This window comes from Candidatus Brocadia sp. (assembly GCA_021646415.1).
Classification (GTDB): domain Bacteria; phylum Planctomycetota; class Brocadiia; order Brocadiales; family Brocadiaceae; genus Brocadia.
In genome coordinates, this window is the sequence record SOEU01000001.1 from 183,052 (window position 1) to 205,562 (window position 22,511).

The 22,511-nt window shown below is 40.8% G+C and carries 22 protein-coding genes; 12 read left to right on the forward strand and 10 right to left on the reverse strand.

The window, feature by feature from the left end:
* Positions 1 to 106 precede the first annotated feature (106 nt).
* Positions 107 to 859, forward strand: a complete 753-nt coding sequence (locus tag E3K36_00725) for a protein-L-isoaspartate(D-aspartate) O-methyltransferase (GenBank protein MCF6153784.1) — start codon at positions 107 to 109, stop codon at positions 857 to 859.
* 152 nt (positions 860 to 1,011) lie between these two features.
* On the opposite strand, the gene E3K36_00730 is transcribed toward E3K36_00725, so the two are convergent.
* From E3K36_00730 to E3K36_00760, 7 genes are all read right to left on the reverse strand, one after another.
* Positions 1,012 to 2,283: a hypothetical protein gene (locus tag E3K36_00730; protein MCF6153785.1), complete on the reverse strand. Its 1,272-nt coding sequence runs from the start codon at positions 2,281 to 2,283 to the stop codon at positions 1,012 to 1,014.
* Positions 2,284 to 2,422: 139 nt separating this feature from the next.
* Positions 2,423 to 2,827, reverse strand: coding sequence for a response regulator (locus E3K36_00735; GenBank protein ID MCF6153786.1), 405 nt, complete (start codon positions 2,825 to 2,827; stop codon positions 2,423 to 2,425).
* A gap of 750 nt (positions 2,828 to 3,577) precedes the next feature.
* A complete protein-coding gene (locus tag E3K36_00740; protein ID MCF6153787.1) occupies positions 3,578 to 3,784 on the reverse strand; it encodes a ferredoxin in 207 nt (68 codons plus the stop codon).
* Positions 3,785 to 3,836: 52 nt separating this feature from the next.
* Positions 3,837 to 4,490 carry a hypothetical protein gene (locus E3K36_00745; protein MCF6153788.1) on the reverse strand — a complete coding sequence of 218 codons (654 nt, stop codon included), beginning with the start codon at positions 4,488 to 4,490 and terminating at the stop codon, positions 3,837 to 3,839.
* Between the two features lie 437 nt (positions 4,491 to 4,927).
* Positions 4,928 to 6,274 (reverse strand): sigma-54-dependent Fis family transcriptional regulator, encoded by a 1,347-nt coding sequence (locus E3K36_00750; protein ID MCF6153789.1) that lies wholly within the window; start codon positions 6,272 to 6,274, stop codon positions 4,928 to 4,930.
* Positions 6,275 to 6,315: 41 nt separating this feature from the next.
* The gene (locus E3K36_00755) at positions 6,316 to 7,413 is read right to left on the reverse strand and encodes a PAS domain-containing protein (protein MCF6153790.1); all 1,098 of its coding nucleotides are present in this window, start codon (positions 7,411 to 7,413) and stop codon (positions 6,316 to 6,318) included.
* A 285-nt stretch (positions 7,414 to 7,698) separates the two neighbouring features.
* Positions 7,699 to 8,235: an exonuclease gene (locus E3K36_00760; protein ID MCF6153791.1), complete on the reverse strand. Its 537-nt coding sequence runs from the start codon at positions 8,233 to 8,235 to the stop codon at positions 7,699 to 7,701.
* 610 nt (positions 8,236 to 8,845) lie between these two features.
* Between E3K36_00760 and dinB the strand changes: the two genes are divergently transcribed.
* The 5 genes from dinB (at position 8,846) to truD (ending at position 15,230) form a co-directional block, all read left to right on the forward strand.
* The gene (gene dinB / locus E3K36_00765; protein MCF6153792.1) at positions 8,846 to 9,580 is read left to right on the forward strand and encodes a DNA polymerase IV; all 735 of its coding nucleotides are present in this window, start codon (positions 8,846 to 8,848) and stop codon (positions 9,578 to 9,580) included.
* Between the two features lie 60 nt (positions 9,581 to 9,640).
* A complete protein-coding gene (locus E3K36_00770; GenBank protein MCF6153793.1) occupies positions 9,641 to 11,818 on the forward strand; it encodes a hypothetical protein in 2,178 nt (725 codons plus the stop codon).
* Positions 11,819 to 11,969: 151 nt separating this feature from the next.
* Positions 11,970 to 12,515, forward strand: coding sequence for a transposase (locus E3K36_00775; GenBank protein MCF6153794.1), 546 nt, complete (start codon positions 11,970 to 11,972; stop codon positions 12,513 to 12,515).
* Positions 12,516 to 12,525: 10 nt separating this feature from the next.
* Positions 12,526 to 13,446, forward strand: coding sequence for an urea transporter (locus E3K36_00780; protein MCF6153795.1), 921 nt, complete (start codon positions 12,526 to 12,528; stop codon positions 13,444 to 13,446).
* A 305-nt stretch (positions 13,447 to 13,751) separates the two neighbouring features.
* Positions 13,752 to 15,230: a tRNA pseudouridine(13) synthase TruD gene (gene truD, locus E3K36_00785; protein ID MCF6153796.1), complete on the forward strand. Its 1,479-nt coding sequence runs from the start codon at positions 13,752 to 13,754 to the stop codon at positions 15,228 to 15,230.
* Between the two features lie 158 nt (positions 15,231 to 15,388).
* On the opposite strand, the gene E3K36_00790 is transcribed toward truD, so the two are convergent.
* The 3 genes from E3K36_00790 to E3K36_00800 all read right to left on the reverse strand — a co-directional run bounded on the left by E3K36_00790 (position 15,389) and on the right by E3K36_00800 (position 16,802).
* A complete protein-coding gene (locus tag E3K36_00790; GenBank protein MCF6153797.1) occupies positions 15,389 to 16,129 on the reverse strand; it encodes a hypothetical protein in 741 nt (246 codons plus the stop codon).
* Positions 16,130 to 16,437: 308 nt separating this feature from the next.
* Positions 16,438 to 16,614: a type II toxin-antitoxin system HicA family toxin gene (locus E3K36_00795; GenBank protein ID MCF6153798.1), complete on the reverse strand. Its 177-nt coding sequence runs from the start codon at positions 16,612 to 16,614 to the stop codon at positions 16,438 to 16,440.
* Positions 16,611 to 16,802, reverse strand: a complete 192-nt coding sequence (locus E3K36_00800; GenBank protein ID MCF6153799.1) for a type II toxin-antitoxin system HicB family antitoxin — start codon at positions 16,800 to 16,802, stop codon at positions 16,611 to 16,613. The genes E3K36_00795 and E3K36_00800 overlap by 4 nt, the downstream gene beginning before the upstream one ends.
* A 451-nt stretch (positions 16,803 to 17,253) precedes the next feature.
* On the opposite strand from E3K36_00800, the gene E3K36_00805 reads away from it, so the two are divergent.
* From E3K36_00805 to E3K36_00830, 6 genes are all read left to right on the forward strand, one after another.
* Positions 17,254 to 18,450 carry a hypothetical protein gene (locus tag E3K36_00805; protein MCF6153800.1) on the forward strand — a complete coding sequence of 399 codons (1,197 nt, stop codon included), beginning with the start codon at positions 17,254 to 17,256 and terminating at the stop codon, positions 18,448 to 18,450.
* A gap of 172 nt (positions 18,451 to 18,622) precedes the next feature.
* Positions 18,623 to 18,967, forward strand: a complete 345-nt coding sequence (locus E3K36_00810) for a LysR family transcriptional regulator (protein MCF6153801.1) — start codon at positions 18,623 to 18,625, stop codon at positions 18,965 to 18,967.
* Between the two features lie 160 nt (positions 18,968 to 19,127).
* Positions 19,128 to 19,535, forward strand: coding sequence for a hypothetical protein (locus E3K36_00815; protein MCF6153802.1), 408 nt, complete (start codon positions 19,128 to 19,130; stop codon positions 19,533 to 19,535).
* Between the two features lie 159 nt (positions 19,536 to 19,694).
* Positions 19,695 to 21,167, forward strand: a complete 1,473-nt coding sequence (locus E3K36_00820; GenBank protein MCF6153803.1) for a porin — start codon at positions 19,695 to 19,697, stop codon at positions 21,165 to 21,167.
* An 11-nt stretch (positions 21,168 to 21,178) separates the two neighbouring features.
* Complete coding sequence (gene modA / locus E3K36_00825) at positions 21,179 to 21,985, forward strand: molybdate ABC transporter substrate-binding protein (GenBank protein MCF6153804.1); 807 nt, start codon at positions 21,179 to 21,181, stop codon at positions 21,983 to 21,985.
* Between the two features lie 136 nt (positions 21,986 to 22,121).
* Entirely contained in the window at positions 22,122 to 22,331 is a 210-nt protein-coding gene (locus E3K36_00830; protein ID MCF6153805.1) for a transporter, read from the forward strand.
* Positions 22,332 to 22,511 lie beyond the last annotated feature (180 nt).

The following is a 22,511-nucleotide window of genomic DNA, read 5'->3' on the forward strand; positions in this document are numbered from 1 at the left end:
CGGAAATCCGGTTAAGTAGGGTGGATTAAGCGAAGCGAATCCACCATTTAGAAAAACGTGGAAGCAGGTAAATTTTTTTCGGAGGAAAAGAAATTCTGTGAAGATCATGTATGTCGTGTTTATTACTCTATTCACAGTTATTGTAATTTCTTGTGCCGCCCGTTTCATACCGGGCAAAAACTTGATCTTTGCCCTGGGCGGCATGGACTCCGTCGTGGATGAAGACACATTTACACGACAGCGGAAGCGCATGGTAGAAGAACAAATTGCATACCGAGAGGTAAAAGATAAAAGGGTGTTAGAAGCCATGGCGACGGTACCCCGTCACCTGTTTATCCCAGAAGAAAACCGTTCGTATAGTTATTACGATCAACCCGTACCCATTGGTTTTGGACAAACCATCTCTCAGCCTTATATCGTTGCCTTTATGACGGAATTATTACAGGCAGGAAGTAATGACGTTGTACTGGAGGTGGGAACTGGTTCGGGATATCAGGCCGCCATCCTTTCCAGACTGGTAAAGCAAGTCTATACAATAGAAATTATAGAAGATTTGGGCAAAGAAGCCCAGAAGCGACTAAAATTATTAGGCTATACAAATGTAGAAGTCATGATTGGTGATGGTTATAAGGGATGGGCGGAACATGCGCCTTTTGATGCGATTATCGTTACCGCGGCAGCAGAGCATATCCCTCAACCCCTTATTGACCAACTCAAACCCGGTGGTCGCATGATTATCCCCGTGGGAGGCGTTTATGCGGTGCAGGACCTCATGTTGATTACCAAGGATGTCTCCTCAAAGGTCATAAAAGAGTCCATTATTCCAGTCCGTTTTGTTCCTCTTCTCCGGGAAAAATAATGCCCTCATAATTTCGGTGAATTCATAATTCTAAAAAAGCAGGTTTTTTAAAGTAATAGTATAAAAGCACCAAAACAACATACATCAATAATAAAAACCTCCCGCAGGGTGATAAACCCCACGGGAGGTCAGGGGAGGCTTAATAATCAAACTTAGTGTTCTAATGGATTATACGGTTTACCCTTTATTAAAGGAACGTCTGGCTTTGCTACCTTCTCTCTGCTTCTTACGTCAAAGATTGTCAAAGCACCCATAGGATATTTACCGGTTGAAACCATGCCTCGAAGATTATGATCATGCATGATGGTTATACCAGCACCCAGATTGCAGGACAAACACTTCCTCTGGCTCGCAAAGTGTGGGATCTTTACCAACACATCAACTCTTTCACCGCTAGCAATACATATGGTGTCTTTCTCATACGTACTCTTTAATTTTCTGCCATCCATTGCAATTACTTCCATATGATACCCGTGCGGATGGACCGCAAAGACATGATCGGCACCAATAGCCATCAGGCGTATCAAAACCGTTTCATCCTCATAAGCGACAATCCTTGAACGAGGATCATTGATTATCGAACGTGGGTGATAAAGATTATCGGTAAACGTCCTTCCATTAATCAGGAAGTAATCTGCCTTCCAATCCTGTAATCCATGGACAATACCTGTTTCCTGTAACTGTTCATTCGCAGCGGCAGACATTTCGCTGAAAAACAGGGTATAATCCCTGTCGTATTTATATCCATAAGCTGTCTTTGTCCTGTCCTGGTGAATGATGATTGGGAAATACATACCAGCAAGGATATGATTAAAGCTATCCACATGACAATGACCCAGAAAAGAACCTTCATATTGTGGCGTCAATTCGTAAGTAAAAGCTTTGTGCTCCAGCACAGGGTCAACCGGCAGCGAAGGTACACCGTCAACAGCTGGCGTTAAATCCAGGCCGTGAAAATGAATGGTATGCGCTACGTGGTTAATCCCAGAGTGCTCAGCACAATCGTGTATACCCGTATTATGTAACGTAATCCGCGCCTTTTCGCCAACAAAGAGGTGGAGTGGATCACCGGGTACCTTGACGGGCTCTAACAATTGTTCCATCTCCTCTTTTGTTTTTACTTCTCCCACATCCTTAAAGCTTCCCTTGGCGTGAGTGTAACCCATCACCCACACCAATTCACCATTGGTCATTTCTATATAACCATCCGTGGAATAAAGATGGAATTCCCACGCACCGTCCTTTCCACGTTCTCCCGGGATGTCACCGTTTGTTACGTTGTTCAATTCCTGCTCTTCTTCGCTAAGGCTCCAGGCCTCGGCTTGTTTTGCCTCTTCACCAAACACACCCGGCATAGCAGTATAGGTTGTAATACCTGCCAGCATTATTGCGGTCGTCCATCCCATTAATTTTAATGCTTTCATGACATGCCCTTTCTTCAAAAATTACGTGAAACAAAATATACCGTTACAATTATACAATTCAAATTTCCTGTCTTAATGACCATTGGAAATACCTTCATTAATCCTAAAAAAATAGTATCATTTTCTTTCCTATCATCTTTTATTCCTCCTTTAATAATTGAGTTTGTATTGTTAACTGTCTTTTGTCCCATATTTTTTTCAATACCAGGATTAACTCATTCACGTTTACCGGTTTCGTGAGGTAGTCGTCAGCGCCATACTTCATGGCTTCTATCGCCGTTTTTACCGATTTACTCCCGGTAACAACCACAATCGCTATTGGTGTGTTCCTCTTTCTCACTTCATGGATCAGCGATAATCCACTCATTCCGGACATATTCATGTCTGTGATAATGATGTCAAAACTTTCTTCGGATAACAGTTTTAACGCATCGCGACCGGATAAAACGCCGGAAACAAGATAACCATCGCCCTTCAGTATCTTTACCAATCCATCCAGTGTATTTTTATTGTCGTCTATTAGTAATAATCGCGGCTTTGCCATAACTGAGAATAAATACGAGAGAGACTGGAAAAATTAATTGTTATCAGGAAGATAACAACTCTCATACCAATTAGATATTTGACTATTGCCACAATTGACGTATCTCTTTATAAATTCAATTATTAGAAAAACTGACTTTCTCAATTTAACCGTCACTGAAATTGGTTGGTTCATACGAAAAGGCATTTTTTAGCGAAAAATTTACGGAAATGGGGATTTTTACAAGAAAATGATTTGAAAATTTTTCGCTTCTCATTAGCATAAGTTCGGTGAATTTATGCGCAAAAGAAAATTTACTGGTAGTATATTTCTCAGGAGGAAATTCTATTGGATTTTCATTAACTGTTCTTTTGTTTCTTCGAGGATAGAAAACAGGTAAAAGGACGGTTTGTTTATTACCAATGACAAACCTGATAACTCTTATCGGACATGAATGTGTGGGGCAAGGATCGGGAGATGGATGTATTAGGCTTAGTATCTTCAAGGCCGGTTCAAATCGTGCAGAATGAACCATATATTTGAATGGTACTCTAAAGCCTGAACTTGTGCCATGAGACGGAATTATACCAAATATTCCGGTTCAATCGGGGACGATTGAACCACCGAAGAAATGATTTTGTATTTTCAATTTTGATTTTACCCTTCTGATTCGTTCAGATTAGGATGGCAATTGATTCAAGATTCAAATCTTTGCCACAAGTCACAAAACAAATCATGTGACTTGTGGCATGACCGTTTACTTTCTTACCATTAAGAAAGCAATACCTGATATTTTATGCACTGGGTCGGGCAGATATCAGCAGCTCGTTTTATATCCTCAGCATGGAGGGCAACATCGACACCGGATTTCACCTGAGGACCAAGTTCTTTCACAAAATCAAATGCCCCGGATGCCTCCTCAACGCACATGGAACATTTAATACAATCGCCCTCAAACCAGACTGTTTTCATTTTCATACCCAAAAACCTCCTTCATGAAACTGTAAACTCACCTCAGAGCCCTGCATTGTTACATCCATGGCCCAAAATAATCGATGTGATAAACATCTATAATTATCCAAAAAAGCTTTGTCCAGGCGGTTGTAATCCTGCGCAACTTCTCCGGATCATTTTTTAACTCACTGGCAAAGAGATTAAACAAATATTGATGTATATACCCCCAAAGGGCGAGATTCAGCCTTATCGGTATATACAGGTCTTCAAAGCCAAAGATAGGTACATGCACCGCACCAACCCAACGGACAAAATTCCAGAACTCTTCATCCCATTTACATTCCAGAATTTTAACCAAAAATCTTTGCTGCCTTGCCCTGCGGATGTCGACATATTCTTTAGCTATCTTCCCATTCTCATCCCTGAACCACCTGGATAGCCACGGATCATTTATCAGCTTTTCATAATAAATGTGATCAAGGATCGCTTTCAGATTTGCGACTATGATATCTTTTGATTCCTTAATAGCCTCAGTGTCCTTATCCGTAAAATTAACACACTGTGCCATATATTCATAACGTTTCATTATGTCCAGGCTCGTGTCCCGGTAAAGATTCCATGCCCTGTTAAATTCAGGGACATCCAGAACGGGATTACGCTTGCCGGCCGAAACCTTCTTCTCCGCTTCCATCGGAAACATTTTCATATAAGCATCTGACATAATTGACATACTATTTTATCCTCCTCTAAAAACCAAAAATGTTTGTTTAAGATTATTGCGTTTATCTGTACATACAACGTAACAATACTATGTTGAACCGATATGGTGCTCAACACCACAAATACATTGAGCTACATCCGCACCTCCCCTCCCGTGAAAACTTTGACCTTATCCTTCCAAGGAAAAACACACAATACAAAGAACTTCAATGCATGTATCTTTACGGCTGATATTCATGTCGTATATTCCTAATAACAAAAGAGATGCCAACTAGAATATTTTGTTGGACAAAAGTCATAAGTGTCTTTTGGGAAGTACTTAAAACGTCTGTGTTCTTAGTATATGCGACGAAGGAAAAAGAAATGATTTTATGAAAAATGTGCGTTGTGTGAAAATTTTGCGGGGATCTTGAGGTGTGGACAAAATGATTTGAAAAAATTTCGCTTCTAACTCCACTCCTTTACTTTGTACTCAATTTTTCTACTTGATATACCCAGTATTTTGGCGGCTTCTTTCTTGCTTCCCTGTGCCATCTGGAGTGTCTTCTGTATAATTTCCTTTTCAGCTTCTTTTAACGAGGTTCCCAGGGGGATTTTGATAGTTGAAACATCTTCCTTATCGGGAATAATATTTTTCGGTAAATGATCTACAGAGATCATATTTTTTTTACACAATACAATAGCCCTTTCTACAACGTTTTCCAGTTCCCTCACATTCCCGGGCCAGTGATACGCACAAAGCGCCTCCATTGCATCGGGGGTAAAACCGTCGATTTCTTTTTTATACTTTTTGGCATATTTAATAACAAAAAAATTGGAAAGGATGGGGATATCGTCTCTCCTCTCCCTCAATGGTGGCAAATGGATCGTAATGACATTTAACCGATAAAACAGGTCTTCGCGAAATCTCCCCTCCGCAACCTCTTTTTCAAGGTCCCGGTTCGTCGCTGCAATCAGCCGCACATCAACCCTCAGGGTTTTTTCACCGCCGACACGCTCAAACTCACCTTTCTCCAGAACGCGAAGGAGTTTCACCTGTACTTTTAAACTCATTTCACCCACCTCGTCCAGGAAAAGTGTGCCTCCGTCTGCCATCTCGAACCGGCCTTTTCTGGACTGAACAGCGCCGGTAAATGCTCCTTTTTCGTGACCAAAAAGTTCACTTTCCAGTACGCCTTCTGATAATGCAGCACAATGTAAGGCAACAAAAGGCATGCTCGCCCTTTCGCTTCGGGAATAAATAGCATTGGCAATGAGTTCTTTCCCTGTCCCCGTTTCACCTAAAATCAGGATCGAAGCCGTGCTGGGGGCAACATCCTCTATCATGTGAAATATCTGCTGCATCTGCGGCGTACTTCCAACAAGTTCGAAAGATTTATACTTATCTTTGAGCTTCTCCCTTAATATGTGGTTTTGGGCAATCAGCTGCTGTCTCTCCCACAATTTTTCCAACACTAAATGTAATTCTTCCAGATTGATTGGTTTGGTCAGATAGTCATCGGCACCGCATTTTATCGCTTCCACAGCCGTTTTTACGGAGCTGTACGCGGTAATAACCACGATAGCCGCCGACACTTCTTTCTTTCGTATCTCATGGATTAGCGACAATCCCCCCATCCCCGGCAGCTTCATATCCGTGATAATGATATCAAAATTTTTCCGGGAGAGAAGATTTAAGGCCTCATAACCAGATAAAACGCCGGAAACAGGATACCCATCATGCGTTAAGATCTTCACCAATCCGTTCAGCGCATTTTTATCATCATCTATAAGTAACAACCTTGGCTTTGTCATAAAAATCGTAAATACCTTGGATCTCAAAAATCAAAGATAAACTAATTTATCGGAATCGCAATCACAAATTTGCTGCCTTTTTTCGATGGTTCCAGCCGTATCGCTCCTCCATGGGCCTGAACAACATTCTGGGCAAAAGAAAGCCCTATCCCGGTACCTCCATCCTTGGTGGTATAAAACAAATCAAATATTTTGTCTTTCACCTCATCGGGAATGCCCGGGCCAGTATCCTGACAGAAAATCCGTATCTCATTTTCAACATGTTTCGCACTTACCCGCAGCTTTCCGCCGTCGGGCATCGCCTCGACACCGTTAATCATGATATTCAGGATCGCCTGCTTGATCTTATCCCTATCCACCTTTATTTTTGGCAGTTCAGAAGCAACCTCTAATTCCACCTGAATACCGATCAATTGCGCCTGAGGCAAGAGTAAAGAAACAATTTCATCGAGTACCCCATGAATATCGACAGAGCGTTTGTTGAGTTCCCCTGTTTTTGAAAAATGCAGACACTCTTCGACAAATCCACTCAAACGGGTAAGTTCCTTTTGAACCACCGAAACCGTGTCAAGCAATTCCTTTTTTGATTTTTCCTGTATTTTTGGAATATCCCGTATTTCCCGCTCCAGCACCATCATTTGGATGTGCATGGCATTTAAAGGATTTTTGATTTCGTGTGCCAATTCTGCAGTAAATGCACCCAGGGTGGACAAGGTTTTCGACCTGATGACTTCATCCGAGAACCTTTTTCTTTCACTAATATCCTCTATAACGGTAACAATATGTGTCACCTTCCCCTCGCTATCGGTGATAGCAGCAGCGCTCGTCTCCACCCAGGATTCACGGCCATCGCCCCGCCTGATCAATAGCTCTCTGGCGGCCTGAGAAATTCTGCCCTTGAAAATCTCCATACCAGGACAATATTTCTCCGTCAGGCACATACCAGTCGAGGTATGACATTGAAAAATAAAACCGCAATCCTTGCCAACGATCTCCTCTTTCGGCCATTTTGTGATCTCCTCACAGGCACGATTAAAAAACACCACCTTCCTGTTCGTATCCTGTATCATAATCCCCTTGCTGGCATAGTCCAGGGCATAATTCAAGATCTGAGTTATTGCATTACTATTGTTATCCATATATTTGCGTTTTATCCTAACCCGAACGAGTCGGAAAAGACAAAATCTAAAGCACGAAATTTGTGAGTCAACCCTGTCAGGGTTTTAAACCCTGATAGGGTTAGTTTTATTCATATTTTTGTTAAAAAATGCCAAAACATTTTTATAAAGCCCCTAAGCAAATAACCCCATTCCCCTTAATAAGACTATCAAAATTTCAATAAAAGTAAATGCCAAAAACAGACGTATTGCTATTTTCCCACAGGCTGGCGGATGTATCACAAGATTATCTCGGGATTTGAAGAGCTACCAGGAATTCAAGTGCAGTCGCGACGCAATTACGATCCTGGCACAGGCCTCGGCATCAGACGCTGCATCATGGTGTTTCAGGGGAATGCCAAGATAAGTACAAACGCTGGGCAAATTTGCATGACGGAGATTCCATGTCTTGCGGGCAAGCCGTACCGTGCATTGAAACGGCAGTACCGGTGACGGCAGGGCAGCGGTCTGGCAGCATGCCATGAAGACTGAACGGTCGAAGGCTGCATTATGTGCTGCAATAAATTTAGCACCTGCAAGTTTCTCAGTTATATGCGGCCACAGTTCACCGAATGTAGGCTCATTGGCAACGTGTTTCCATGAAATTCCGTGGAGATACGTAAACACAAACGTACGGCGCGGCGGGCGGATGAAGAAGTGCACCTTATCAACGATCTGGTTGTTCAACACCCTGACCAATGCAACTGAGCAGGCACTGTCGCGACCATAATCTGCAGTCTCAAAATCGATGGCAACAAAGCAGTCATTGGCATCCGGACTATTTACTACTTTTTTAATACTCATAGATCGTCATATTAAACAATTTTCGTTATTCGTCTAACAATCATGCCAGGTATTAACCTCGCATACCAGAAAAGGCACAACGCCAATAATACGAATTATTACCACTATTATTGAATACTTTATTCAGGAGAGTCAAGAATTATATAAAATGCGGAATCGGGGAATTAGTCGAACGATGAAGAAGAAATAAAAATTTTTCTAAAAAAGAGGTTTTTATGGGGCAATACACTCTATATCGTTTCATGAAAAGCCTTACACCCTTTTGTCATTGCGAGCGATAGCGAAGCAATCTCAAATCTTTTTAACTGCAAACATTTGCCTCGTTGCGCTGCTCCTCGCAATGACATTTTTTGTGTGTTTACATTTTTATGAAACGGTATACTATATATTCTATATGCGTTCTTCTGCTCGCTCCCAAACTCCTGTTTGGGAGCGTAATGGACGAAAAACTTAGTTTCTCTGCAATTGTGTTCCCAAACAGGAGTTTGGTAACAAGTAGTGGTGGTTTATTTAAAGGCAATTTTTCAAACGGCTAAAATGTTACGATTTTCTGCTATTCACGCAGCGGATTAAAGGTACCACATTCTTGTGAGAAATAGATACTCATTCTATGAGACGGATTCTTCATGCAGATATGGATGCGTTTTTTGCAGCGATTGAGCAGCAGAGACACCCTGAACTGAAGGGCAAACCCCTGGTCATTGGTAATAGCGGGGACCCCGCAAAGATGGATTTGGTATCAACTGCATCCTATGAGGCCAGAAAATTTGGGATCTATTTTAAGATGCCATTAAAGACGGCACGCGAGTTATGTCCCCATGCCATCTTTCTTCCCGCAGATCATAAGGAATACGAAAGGATCTCTGAAAGGATAAAAGATATCCTGGGAAAATTCTGTCCCATCATGGAAGATGCGGGCATTGATGAGGCATTTCTCGATATCTCACACATGGACAAACCGGTGGTGGAGATTGCAAAGGAGATAAAGAAGATGATTCTAAACGAAACAGGCCTTACCTGTTCTATTGGAATAGCCCCTAACAAACTCCTTGCAAAGATGGCCTCCGATATGCAAAAACCGGATGGGATCACAATCATTACCGAGGCCGATATTGAAAGCCATATCTGGCCATTACCAGTAGGAAAACTCCTAGGGGTTGGGCCGAAGACAGAGCAATCTTTAAAGGAGATGGGTATAGAAACTATCGGAGATCTTGCTGCAATACCTATGGATAAACTGGTTGAGAAATTTGGAAAATCTCAGGGGACATATCTCCACGGGGCGTCGAGGGGAATGGACGAGAGTCCTCTTATGACCCACCGGGAAACAAATTCAAAATTCTAATTCAATCTGGTACGATTGAACCAGCTTTGAAAAGTTTTTAGATATAAAAAGAGGTTAAAAATGTTTAAACCAGATCAACCAATTCAATCCTATAAAGAAGATATCTTAGGCAGAAAAACATTCGCACAATCGATTGGCAATGCTATTCTTAATTACAAAGAAAAAGATAGTATTGTGATCGGGCTTTTCGGTGCATGGGGATCAGGAAAAACTTCAATAATCAATATGGCATTGGAACATATTAATTATGTTTGTAAAGATAAGAAAAGTGAGAGCGAACCTATCATTGTTAGATTTAATCCGTGGAACTATTCTGATCAAAATCAACTAATCAGTCAGTTCTTTAAACAATTATCTATTACCCTAACCAGAAAAGATTATTCTGTCACTATTAGGAAAGTAGGGAAAAAATTAGAAGCATATACAAAGTTTTTTGAGCCAGTAAAATTAATTCCGGTATTTGGTCAGCTTATGGGAATTGTAAAAGATATTGTTCAAACCACAGGCAAGACCTTAAAAGTTTTTGGTGAACACAGAGAAAATGATTTGAATAGCATACGTAGAGAATTAAACGATTTATTGGCTAAACAGTCCCATAAAATTATTGTTATCATTGATGACATTGATCGTCTTAGTAATATTGAAATTCGTCAGATTTTTCAATTAATAAAATCATTAGGTGATTTTCCCAATACAATATACTTGCTTGCTTTTGACAAAGATGTCGTTATAAAGGCGTTAGAAAGAGTACAGGAAGGTTCTGGTTTAGAATACTTAGAAAAAATTGTACAAGTACCTTTTGATATTCCTCTTATATCGAAACAAGAAGTAGAGCGTTTGTTATTCAACCAACTTGATGAATTAATTAAAGACATACCGGAAGATAGGTGGAATCAAACTTATTGGGATTACATTTTCCACTATAGTGGATTAAAATATGTCTTTAACAATATCAGAGATGTCACACGGTATATTAATTCGTTAAGATTTGGTTTTAACCTGGTAAAAGATGAGGTAAATGTGGTTGATTTCTTTGCTCTTACTGCAATTCAAGTTTTTATGCCAGAGGTCTACGACGGAATTAGAGATAATAAAGATATTTTTTTAGGGGTACATGATTCAAATTATGAAAAAGACAAGGCGGTGATAGAGCAAGCCAAAAAACATTGCGACGAAATAATCAGCAGAACCAATGAATTACAGCAAGAAAAACTAAAGGAAGTTTTGACAAACTTATTTCCAAAGCTTAAATCTATTTATGGGAGCCTTGGGTATCATTATGGAAGTATGGGAGGTTGGCGAAAAGATGGTCGAATATGCAGCCCCGATTTTTTTGAAACATTCTTTAATCTCTCAATTCCAAAAGGAGAATTTTCTCAAAAAGAAATCAGGACAATCTTATCACTGGCACATAGCTACGATACCTTTGCTGAAGCCTTACTAAAACTTAGTGAGGATGGAAGAATAGTAAGATTTCTGGAACGAATGGAGGATTATACACGAAAAGATATTCCTGAGGAGAATATAGAGAATATCATTACAGTTTTAATGGATATCGGAGATTTATTTCCCGAAGGAAATACTGGTTTTTTTGGTATAAATACTCCTATGAGAATATTTCGTTTATTTTACCAATTAAGTCATCGTTTTGATAGCAAGGAAAACCGTTTTATAATTTTTAAGAATGCAATTGAGAAGGCAGGAAGGAGTTTGTACACAATAATAAATGAGATTGCTGCCCAAGGCCAACAACATGGCAAATACGGTTCAGAAAAAAAATCGAAACCAGAAGAAGAATTAACCGTTAATGCAACTCAGCTTGAAGAATTAGAAAAGCTCGCTTGTGCTAAGATTGAAATTTGGGCAAATGATGGCAGATTATCAAAACATCGTTATTTATTTCCAATACTTTGCGATTGGAAAAGATGGGGAAGCAAAGAGCAAATAGATAAATTTGTAAATAATATGACAGAAAATGATGATGGGCTAATTGATTTCATTACGAGTTTTTTAAGTAAATCACAAAGTTGGGGAATGTCAGATTATGTTACAAGAACAAATTGGCAAATTCCGCTTAAAAGGATAGAGGAATTTATAGACTTAAAACAGATAGAACCAGGAATAAGAAACTTCTTTTCTTCTCCCAAGTTTAAACAGTTGGATGATAATGACAAAAGAAAATTGGCTATAAAGACTTTTTTAGATACCATTGATGGGAAAATAGAGGTTGATTCATAAGGACACAGCCAAAATATCTTATAGCAAAGGTATATTGTTAAGAAAAACAGTTCACCCACTCCAATGATAAACGCAATTAAAAGAAAGTAGGGACACGGTGCTCCGTGTCCCTACATCGGTATATCGGCATAACGGTATAATCGGAAAAAAAATGACCTACGACCCGGACAAACACCATCGCAGATCAATCCGATTAAAGGAATACGATTATTCCAGGGCAGGCGCATATTTCATAACAATATGTACGTATAACAAGGAATGTATTTTTGGAAATGTGACGAACAGCGAGATGCAACTAAATGAATACGGGATGATTGTTGAAAATGAATGGGTAAAAACGGCGGAAATACGTTCAAATATTATCATAGATAAATACATTGTGATGCCAAATCATGTGCATGGAATAATCATAATTTTGGACAGAGGTAGGGACACGGAGCACCGTGTCCCTACGTTTGAACAATTCGGCAGACCGACCTCCAATTCCATTCCAACGATAATTCGGTCGTTCAAGGCGGTAACAAAAAAACGGATCAACGAAATCCGAAAATCCTATGGCAAAACAGTATGGCAACCCCGATTTTATGAACATGTTATCCGAAATAAAGATGAACTAGACAAAATCAGGCAATATATTATCGACAATCTCTTACAATGGGAACTTGATAAGGAAAATCCCGATAATACGAAATGGTAGCAGAAGGAAAATGGCAACTAAGACATTGCCTCATGCCGATAAAAAGCACCTGAAACCACAGATTGCACAGATGACACAGATTTTCATACATGATAAAAAATTTGCAGCAATAATCCTCAGGGGAATTAGCCAAATATTTTTACTCAATAATGTAACAACGGGCATCTTGTTTTTGGCAGGGATTTTCTGTAACTCCTGGACTATGGGTATTGGTGCGATCATAGGTGTTTTCGTTGGGACGTTTACTGCATTATTTCTTAAATACGACAGAAATGATATTGAACAGGGTCTCTACGGGTATAACGGCGCCCTGGTTGGTTTGGCGATTGTTTGTTTCTTTGGACTCAACATTCCATCTGTCATTGCCCTATTTTTCGGTTCTATCCTATCATCAATCATCAGGAAGGTAATGAGCACAGGGAAATTGCCTCCTTATACCGCGCCGTTCATTGTCTCAACCTGGATCGCAATGTTCTTTCTCGTAACATTTAAGATTATCTCACTGCAAGCAGTACCATTTTCAAATGCAAGTAACCTAAAAATTATTACCGCTGTGAGTAAGGGTATTGGGCAGGTAATGTTTCAGGAAAATATGATTTCCGGTATCATAGTATTTATTGGAATATTGGTAAGTTCAAGGATATCTGCGTTCTATGCACTCTTGGGGTCTTTGATTGGGGCTATTATAGCTTTTCTGTTTTCATTTCCCCTCACTATGATAAACGTAGGCTTGTTTGGTTTTAATGCAGTTTTATGCGCTATCGCATTTTCGGATAAAAGGTGGAATTATGTAATTTTGGCAACAGCATCCAGTATTGTTTCTGTTTTCATAACCTATGGAATCATGAACCTTGGCATAATTACCTTGACCGCCCCATTCGTGATATCTACCTGGATAATTTTATTGATCGAGAAGAATTTACATTTATAACCACCCCTCTTTCCCCTCCTTCGCAAGGAGGGGACTAAAGGGAGGTAAAGATAAACGTCTTCCTTGTTCCTCCTTCGCAAGGAGGGGAGAAAGGAGAGGTCTTCCATCGATTATTTAAGTAAATATGTACAACAGCTATTTATTTTGAAAATCCGTATAAATAAAACGAAATCCCTTAACGTAATTAGCGGCCTTCGGCGGGACTCTTGAGAAAGGATTTACAATACCTTTTTCTTTGATATTTATCCTGTTTTCATCCTGTAAATCCTGTCGAATATAGCTAAACAAAATAATCAAAAGTGCCCATGCTAAAGATAAAGGTTAAACCAGAAGATTTTATTGTGGAAGAGGTCGCAGGCCTTCCATTACAAAAAGACGGAAATTTCCGCGTCTATCTCCTCAAAAAAAGGGGATGGAATACCGTTGACATCTTAAAGATGCTTTCCAGGAAATTCAGCATACCGTACTCGTATTTTTCCTATGGCGGCAAAAAGGATAAATATGCCTTTACATCGCAATATATAACAATCGCACGGCAGGGCGATAAAAAAACAACCCCTCCTTTATCCTCCCCTTCGCAAGGGGAGGATAGGGAGGGGAGAAAAAAATTCCGGATTAAGCCCCCGAATTCACGGTTTCATGCAAAAGATAAAGAAGTACGATCAAATTCCATATCACTGCATGAATATCCCGTCCCGACAAAGGTGGATGAGGAGAATTATTCCCTGAGTTTTGTGGGGTATATGGACAGGCCCATGGGACCCGACCTCATAACGGGAAACAAATTTCAAATTGTTGTGAGGAATCTTACAGAAAATGATTTGACGTCAGCATTACATGAGATTGACCGTGTAAAACAAGACGGATACCCTAACTATTTCGATGATCAGCGATTTGGCAGTTTTGATGCCCGGCAGGGATTTATCGCCGAAAAGATTCTTAAGAAACACTATAACGGGGCATTAAAGATATACTTTTCCAGTATCCATCCGGAGGACAGTAAAGAAGAAAAGGAACACAGAAAATTCTTCTATGAAAACTGGGGTAACTGGCAAGAGTGCCTGAAAGGAGCCACGAGCAAGTTTGAAAAAGAAACGTTCAGATATCTGGAGAAGCATCCAAAGGGATTTATTCCGATTCTTCAAAGGATATCCCATGAAAAAATGGTCCTCTTTTTTTCTGCATATCAATCACACATTTGGAATGAAGTTTTACGGAAGATTATTCGATCAGTCAGCAATGATAGCTTCATGTCAGGGAATTCCAAAACGATCAATTCCTCCCCCTCGACGGGGGAGATTAGGCGGGGGTGTAGGGAAAAGAATGATCACCCTCCCCTATCCCCTCGTTCGACTGAGCGCTCACGACGAAGTCCCATCAAAGGAGGGGAAATTATCAGCCGAAGGCCTGATTTAAAAATTTCTAAGGGGATTGCAGGGGATTATGTGTTTTATATGCAATTAGGCGACAGGAGTAAGGCGTATTTAGGCACGTTGGTCATTCCCATGCCCGCATCCAATATCAGGATGCCCGACGATTTTACAAAAAATCTTTATTCAGAGGTGTTAAAGGAAAACAACTTAAAGTCCCCCATGTTTAATATACGAAAATTAAGACAGGCCTTTTTCAAGGGTATCGAAAGGAAGGCAATAGTCACTCCTGAAGACCTTTCGGTTGATTCTGCGGAGGATGAGATTTACCAGGGCAAGAAAAAGTTGATCCTGAAATTCTTTCTTCCGAGGGGATGCTATGGCACCATGTTTATCAAGAGATTGTTCTGTTGATTATCGAATAGCTTTTGGTTTTTTATTGCGGTGGAATCAAAGCAGTTGAATTGGCCATAACTAACTCTCTCATAGAGCAATCAAAAGCATTCGCACCCATATTCTCTGTTCCCTAATGTCTAACGTTCCGGTTGAGTGCCCGGAGTAACAGGCGCGCTCTAATCGGTAGTTAGGTGAAAATTAGCCCAATTTTTGACCAACTTATCCAATTCTTCGAGCTGAGAGATAACCGGCGAATTTAAGACCTTGTGGAGCCTAATCGCGGAGTCAATCAACAAACAGCAAGCATAATAGATATCTGGCTCATATTCATCTGTAGGCTGCCCTTTATAAAGCACTACGCTGAAATCTCCGTCAGACATTTCTATATGGCGTTCAATTAGAGCCCGGATGTTAGGATGGTCGTGGTTACAAAGCATGTTATATAGTGACCTGTACTCGGCCTCCATTCCACAACGCAAAAATCGTTTATGTACAGACAGCGGCAAATACTTCTTAATCTTTAACTTATTCAGTTTTTCTTCGTCCGTTTGAATCGCCTCATCTAAATTCAAAGCCTTAGCAATTTCTGAAAGATGTGGATTTCCTTTCTTCGCCTCTTTCAACAACTTTAGCCATTGGTCTAGATAGCTCGCCTCCATGTGATAGCCATAATAGCGATCATCAAGCAGATTCTTGAACTCGACATAGGTTTCAAGAAGCGTACGAAAGATAGATGGAACACCAGTATTACCATTCCCATCCAAAAGCGTAACCATACAACCAACAAGTTCTATTATCGAGCAATGGAGGGCAACAAGATTTCTATGCCATGGATGGCTCTTGTCAAAGCGTAACGACTCTATGGAATCAACAGTTTTGTCGTGGCATGTCTTTAGGATATCAAAGATGGAAGGCACAACCAATTCTCCTGTTCACCTAACATTAAGTATTCTATCTGTGGCTGAGCCGAATAATAATGCCGTACCGGTTTTATCTGAATCTGCGAAAAAAGAAACAACCTTATGATTCTCTCTTCGTAAGCTCAACGATGGATAAAATACCGTTGAACGAAGCCGATGTTCCCCACACTATGGGGATTCAATCATACGGTTTCCGTCAGAAATCCAGTTTGTGTACAACTTCACATTCGTTAGTTTTCAATAACACTTTATAGGACAGCATGTTTGCGCGGAATAGCAGTCAGGTGGAGCACCTCGTTAGGCGCTTAGTTTTCAAGCATTTTTATTATATGTTTGGCTAAATATTCTTTAATTTCATTGTGTCTTGGTACAGGTTGTGACACTTTTGTTTTAGGATTCTGGTACCAATCGTGTTTTCCACCGTGACGGATTAAAATACACCCCATCTTTTCAATTTGCTTTATTAAATCTCTTCTTTTCATGCAACTTCAAGCTCAGCGACCTTACGTATGCATGGAATGTTACCGCTAGTTAATTCTTGATAAATATCTTTCAAATTCTCTTTTAATTCTTCAAGTGATTCTCCTTGAGTCTGATAATCTGGATATTCTTCAAGGTAACCCAGCCACGTATCACCATCTTGCCAATATACATATTTTTTTCTTTCCATGTTATTTCTCCTATATTTACACCCACCGAACGACTTGACTAAGCTGCTTTGCTGAATCTGCGAAAAAAGAAACAATCTTATAATTCCCTCTTCGCAAGCTCAATTACGGATAAAATATGAAATTAGCCGTACTAATAGCCGTCTTATTATACGGCTATTTGGGTATATAATAAAGCTCAAGAATATTTTTCTCAATTTTATACCATAATTACAAAATATTTCACTATATTTTATTTGTTCAGAGCGAAAAGTAACTATAATATTACCTTATAAAAACATCTTTTCCCCATTCTCCGCTTTCGCGAGGACGAGTTTCATGAAGGCATGTCCCCGTTTTCACGAGGACAAGTTTAGAAAGTTTTTACAACCCCCTTCGTCCCCCTTTTCGTTCGACTGAATGCTCACGACGAAGTTTAAAGGGGATTTATAACCCACTGTGTCAGGCGAAAATGTGGATAAAGATAAGTTTTTAAAGGGCAGTTGGTTGCGGCTTTGCTATGGTATGATATTCTCTAAAAACAGAGATACGAAAATACTGGTACATATACTTCTTCTATTGGCTCTTATTCTCTTAAACGGCTGTGCCTTCACATTTTTTGGCGAGAAACTTGAAGACCGTTCCACACAGCCTCTTTTTTCTGCCGAAAAAGACTTAGAAATATATGCTGAACTGGATTACCCACCCGGAAACATAGCAGTCTCTCCCGATGGAAGGGTCTTTTTTAGTTTTCACCCTGCCGGAAAACCGTCCATTCATATAGCCGAACTGGTATTGAATCAGGTAGTACCCTATCCTGATAAGGACGCTCAGGAGGAAAAGTTTACTTCGCCTCTTTCTCTGCGGATTGACAGGCAGAACCGTTTGTGGGTATTGGATTATGGTGCTCATGGGTTTCGCAAGGTCAAGCTTTATGCCTTTGATTTACATTCGAATCAATTGGTACACGAATTTCAATTTCCCAGAAATATTGCTGGTTTTGGCTCAATGCTCAATGATTTCCAGGTTGATGCCGAGGGGAAGAAGATATACATTGCCGATACCAGCGCCCTGGCACAAAACCAAGCCATTATTGTGTATGATGTTGAGAAGAAAGAAGCCCGACGTTTATTAAAAAAACATCCTTCGGTAAGAAATGGGCCTTATGCGGTTCACATTCATGGTAAGCCCTTGAAAATGTTTGGTATTTTTAAACCGAAATTTGGTGTGGATTCCATCGCCTTAAGCCGGGATGGCCGGTGGCTTTATTATGCACCTTTGAATGGCGGTGTTCTTTATCGTATCGGGGTATCGGCATTAAATGAGGAAATACTAACAGAAAAAGAATTGGGAGAACGGGTAGAGAAGTTTGCAGAGATCACAATGAGTGATGGCATTACCACTGATGACGCAGGAAACATCTATATTACCGACATGGAGAATGCTGCCATCCATAGGATTGATCAGGCAGGCAAACTCCAGACATTATTTAAGGATCCCGGAATACTTCGCTGGCCTGATGGTTTTAGTTTCGGGCCTGGTGGAGTTCTCTATCTAACCGATAGTGCCCTTCAAGATGTTATGATGAAATCTGCAAAGCAGATTAAGATGAGCCGACCGTATTATATCTATCGATTCCATCCCGGCTTTTCAGCAGCCCCCGGTCATTAGTCAGAAGGCCTGAGTCCGAAGGAGAAGCGCAATTATTTCTCTGAACGAAGTTTTGCAGTGTGAACACATCCCTTAATCCCCTAGTTTGGAGGGGAAATACGCATGTCTTTTCCTGTACAGGAAAATTTTTCTTGACAGCGTTATATCATATAAGGCATACTGCATTGCAAATATGAACGTGAAATTTAAGATATGGTTTGAAGAAAACGGGGGTGTGGCCTTTGCTGAGGGGCGCAGGATGTTGCTGGAAGCTGTAGACCGTTTAGGCTCCCTGAATGCTGCGGCAAAGGAACTGGGCATGTCGTATCGGGCTGCCTGGGGAAAGATCAAGGCCACAGAAAAAGCATTAGGCATAAGATTGTTGGAGGTTACCACCGGGGGAAAGGGTGGAGGTGGGGCAACCCTGACACCGGATGCAAAGGTACTGCTCCTGAAATACCAAAAGTACACAGATAGGATGACCTCATTGATGGAAAAGGAATTCAAACGTATGTTTGGAAGCAAGAAATCCTCATAAAACTTGCCGTTTTTCTTGTCTGTATTTTATTGTAAAATTCGTATCAATTCATCCACCTCCCCCTTTTACCCCCTCGCGGAGGGGACAAAAAGAGGAAACGTTTTTCCCCACCGCTGGAAAGAGGGGATGAACTGATATTAAAATTCTCTGGTAATGGTGGATGGCGAATAGACTTTGCGGGACAATCGTTAGTATAACACAGGGGCAGATCCATACCCACGTGCAGATCTTATGGAAGGACATACCCCTGAGTGTCATCATTACCAGGGCCTCATGTGAAGATATGCATCTATCGGTGGGTGATGCTATATCTGTGCTCATCAAGGGTACGGATATCATGCTTGCAAAATCCTTTTCGGGGATGCTGAGTGCAAGGAATAGGGCCAGAGGGGTTATAAGGCAGATCATTCAGGGAGACGTGTTGTCAAAGATTTTTGTGGAATCCCAGGGTGATATGCTCCATGCCATTATTACCAATACCTCTCTTAAAGAAATGAACCTTCAGGAAGGAAATGAAGTAACGGCCATTGTAAAATCAACGGAATTGATATTATCAAAGGAAATTTAGCATGAAGAGATTGAAAGGATGTGTACGATCGAAAATAAGTTGTTTTCGGATATATCATTTGAAATACCTTATAGGGCTGGCTACGTTAGAATCTGATGCCCATTTTTATATATATGCGTTATGTCACAAATGATATAACAACAACGAAAAGGAGGATACATGCGAAATAGGTGGTTTCAATATGGTATATCGTTAGTTATGGTATTTTGTGTTATATGTTCTGCAGGCGAAGCACAGAATGTAATTGCCCAGGATGTTGTTCAAAATAAGAAAGCATCTGAAAGTGAGATAGAGGATTTAAAAAAACAATTAAATCAGATGGAAGAGGCGTTTCTCGTACAGCAAAAAATGATGAAACAGATGGAGACGTTAGCATTAAGCCAACAGGAGCAAATCAAGGAATTGAGAAACCGTATTGAGTCCCAGAGTGAAAAACCTGTGACAATTGCAAAAGAAGAGATTAAAGAAGAGGTAAAGCAGGAAATGAAACAAGAGGTACAACAAGAAGTGGAAAACTACCTCGCATCGAATGAGACGCGGGAAAAACTGGGATTAGGCTTACCAGGCAAATATGAATCGGTTAACGGCTACTATACGCCAGATAAGGAAAAGGCCTCGATAGGCTTTAAAACAAGTGATGGAAATTATTCTTTAAACATGGGCTTCAGATTCCAATCACGTTTTACCTACAAGGACAAAGATGCGGACTTTAATGAAGTTGATACAACTGATATTGATGTGCGCAGGGCAAGGCTGTGCTTTGGCGGTAATATTTACAGTAAGGATATAAATTACTATGTGGAAATTGATGCAGACAGTTTTGAAGTAAACTTGAGGGATTATTATCTCTACTGGACGCCACTCTCCGAGATCAATATAAAGACAGGGTATTTTAAAGTGCCAGCCAATCGCCAGTGGATTTCATCAGGTTTTAAGCTCCTGCTCCAGGACAGGTCTATTGCCAGCGATAACTTTAAACAGGACCGTGATTATGGTCTGGACATCTATGGGTTGCCATTTGACAGTCACGTGGAATACCATGCAGCCGTTTTCCGCGGCGCCGGCCAGAATACCTCAAAGGCGTTTGGCAGGGATGAAAACATCGACAATGAACTTATGTATGTCTTGAGCGCGCGGTATAATCCTTTTGGAATCTATGATTATTATGATGAAACCGATCTGAAATACACAGAAACATTTAAGGCTACAATCGGAGCATCGGTAGTCTATAATGCAAAGGAAAAAGACAAAAAGCTGGAGGATACCGATTCTGCAATCGGCAACGTTGACCTGGGTGTGAGATACAGGGGGTTCACCTGGGATAGTGAATATTATATACGTGAGAATGACCCGGAAGGTGACGGCGATTCAATAACTTCTGACGGTTTCTATACCCAGGCGGGGTATTTTGTGCTGCCCAAAAAACTGGAAGTTGCCGCCCGTTATTCCATGCTTGATCCGAATGAGGATGTACGGGATGATGTTCAGACGGAGTATACGGTCGGTATCAATTATTACTTCCGTGGGCATCGCCAACAGATACAGGCTGATGTGGGTCACTTCGTAACAGAGACTAACGATGAAGACAAAGATGAAAACAGGATCAGATTACAATATCAAATGATATTTTAGAGGAGGACACGATGATTTTGAGAAGGTCTAAAAGACGGGTTACACAATTTATTTCGATTGCATGTGCAACATGGTTACTATTTTTCTTAATAGCTTTGCACAATACTGTCCGGGCAGATGAAAAAATCCTTATTGCAGCCGCTGCCAACCTGAACCCTGCTATGGATGAGATCTGCAAAGGCTTCGAGAAGGCATACCCCACCATCGATGCGGAGGTGTCGTACGGTTCTTCCGGCAATTTTTTTGCCCAGATCAAACAGGGGGCGCCTTTCGATATTTTTTTCTCAGCCGATACAACCTATCCCGCGCGTCTCGAAGAGGAAGGTCTGGCGGTAAAAGGTGGGAGTACGATTTACGCTTTTGGAAGTATTGTGCTCTGGATACCGAAGAATTCTGCATTCAATCCACGAAAGGGATTGCATATCGTTTTAGACCCAAAAGTAAAAAAAATTGCCATTGCAAACCAAAAACTTGCTCCTTATGGCATGGCAGCAGAGGAGGCGCTTCGGCACTATGGATTGTGGGACAAGGTGCAGGATAAACTGGTCTTCGGGGAAAATATTTCTCAAACGGCACAATTTGTCCAGTCAGGCGCAGCCGACGTGGGAATTCTTGCCCTGTCTCAGGCAAGTTCTCCAAAAATGGAAAGTGATGGAGATTATTGGGTCATCCCTGCCGAGGCATATAACAAGCTGGGACAAGCCTATGTTGTCCTGCAAAGGGGTAAGGATAAGCCTGTCGTCAGAAAATTCCTGGAATTTGTGCAAGGGAAAAAAGGAGAAAAAATATTTTCTCAATACGGCTATTCACTTCCATAATAGGTTAACAACAACTATTGTGTAAATATTCAACTTACTTATAAATGGGGAATGGCTTCCCTTGAGGACCCAGACATCCTAATTTTATCATGGAGATTGGTGATCTGGAACCGTCTCCGCAAGAAAGGAGCAAGGCATGAAAATCAGTGCTCGTAATATTTTGAAAGGCACGGTCAAAGAAGTGAAGCATGGTATGGTGGACACGGAAGTGGATATAGAATTGCCGGGAGGGGCTGAGATTTGTTCGATAATTACCAAACATTCCGCAGAAATGCTGAAACTGGCAAAAGGCAAAGATGTTTATGCAGTTATCAAGGCCTCCAACGTAATGATCATGGTAGACTAACCAGGAAAAGGTAAGATGTTATATTGAACAGAGGCAAAGGTAACAATTCAAATACAGCCACCATACAGGGTACGGTGGCTGTATTTGATAACAGTTCAGCTTCTTTCCTAACCTTCTCCCAAATTCCTCCTTCAAGAGGCGGAGAAACATTTCCTCCCTAATATTAAGGTTAGGTTGGAG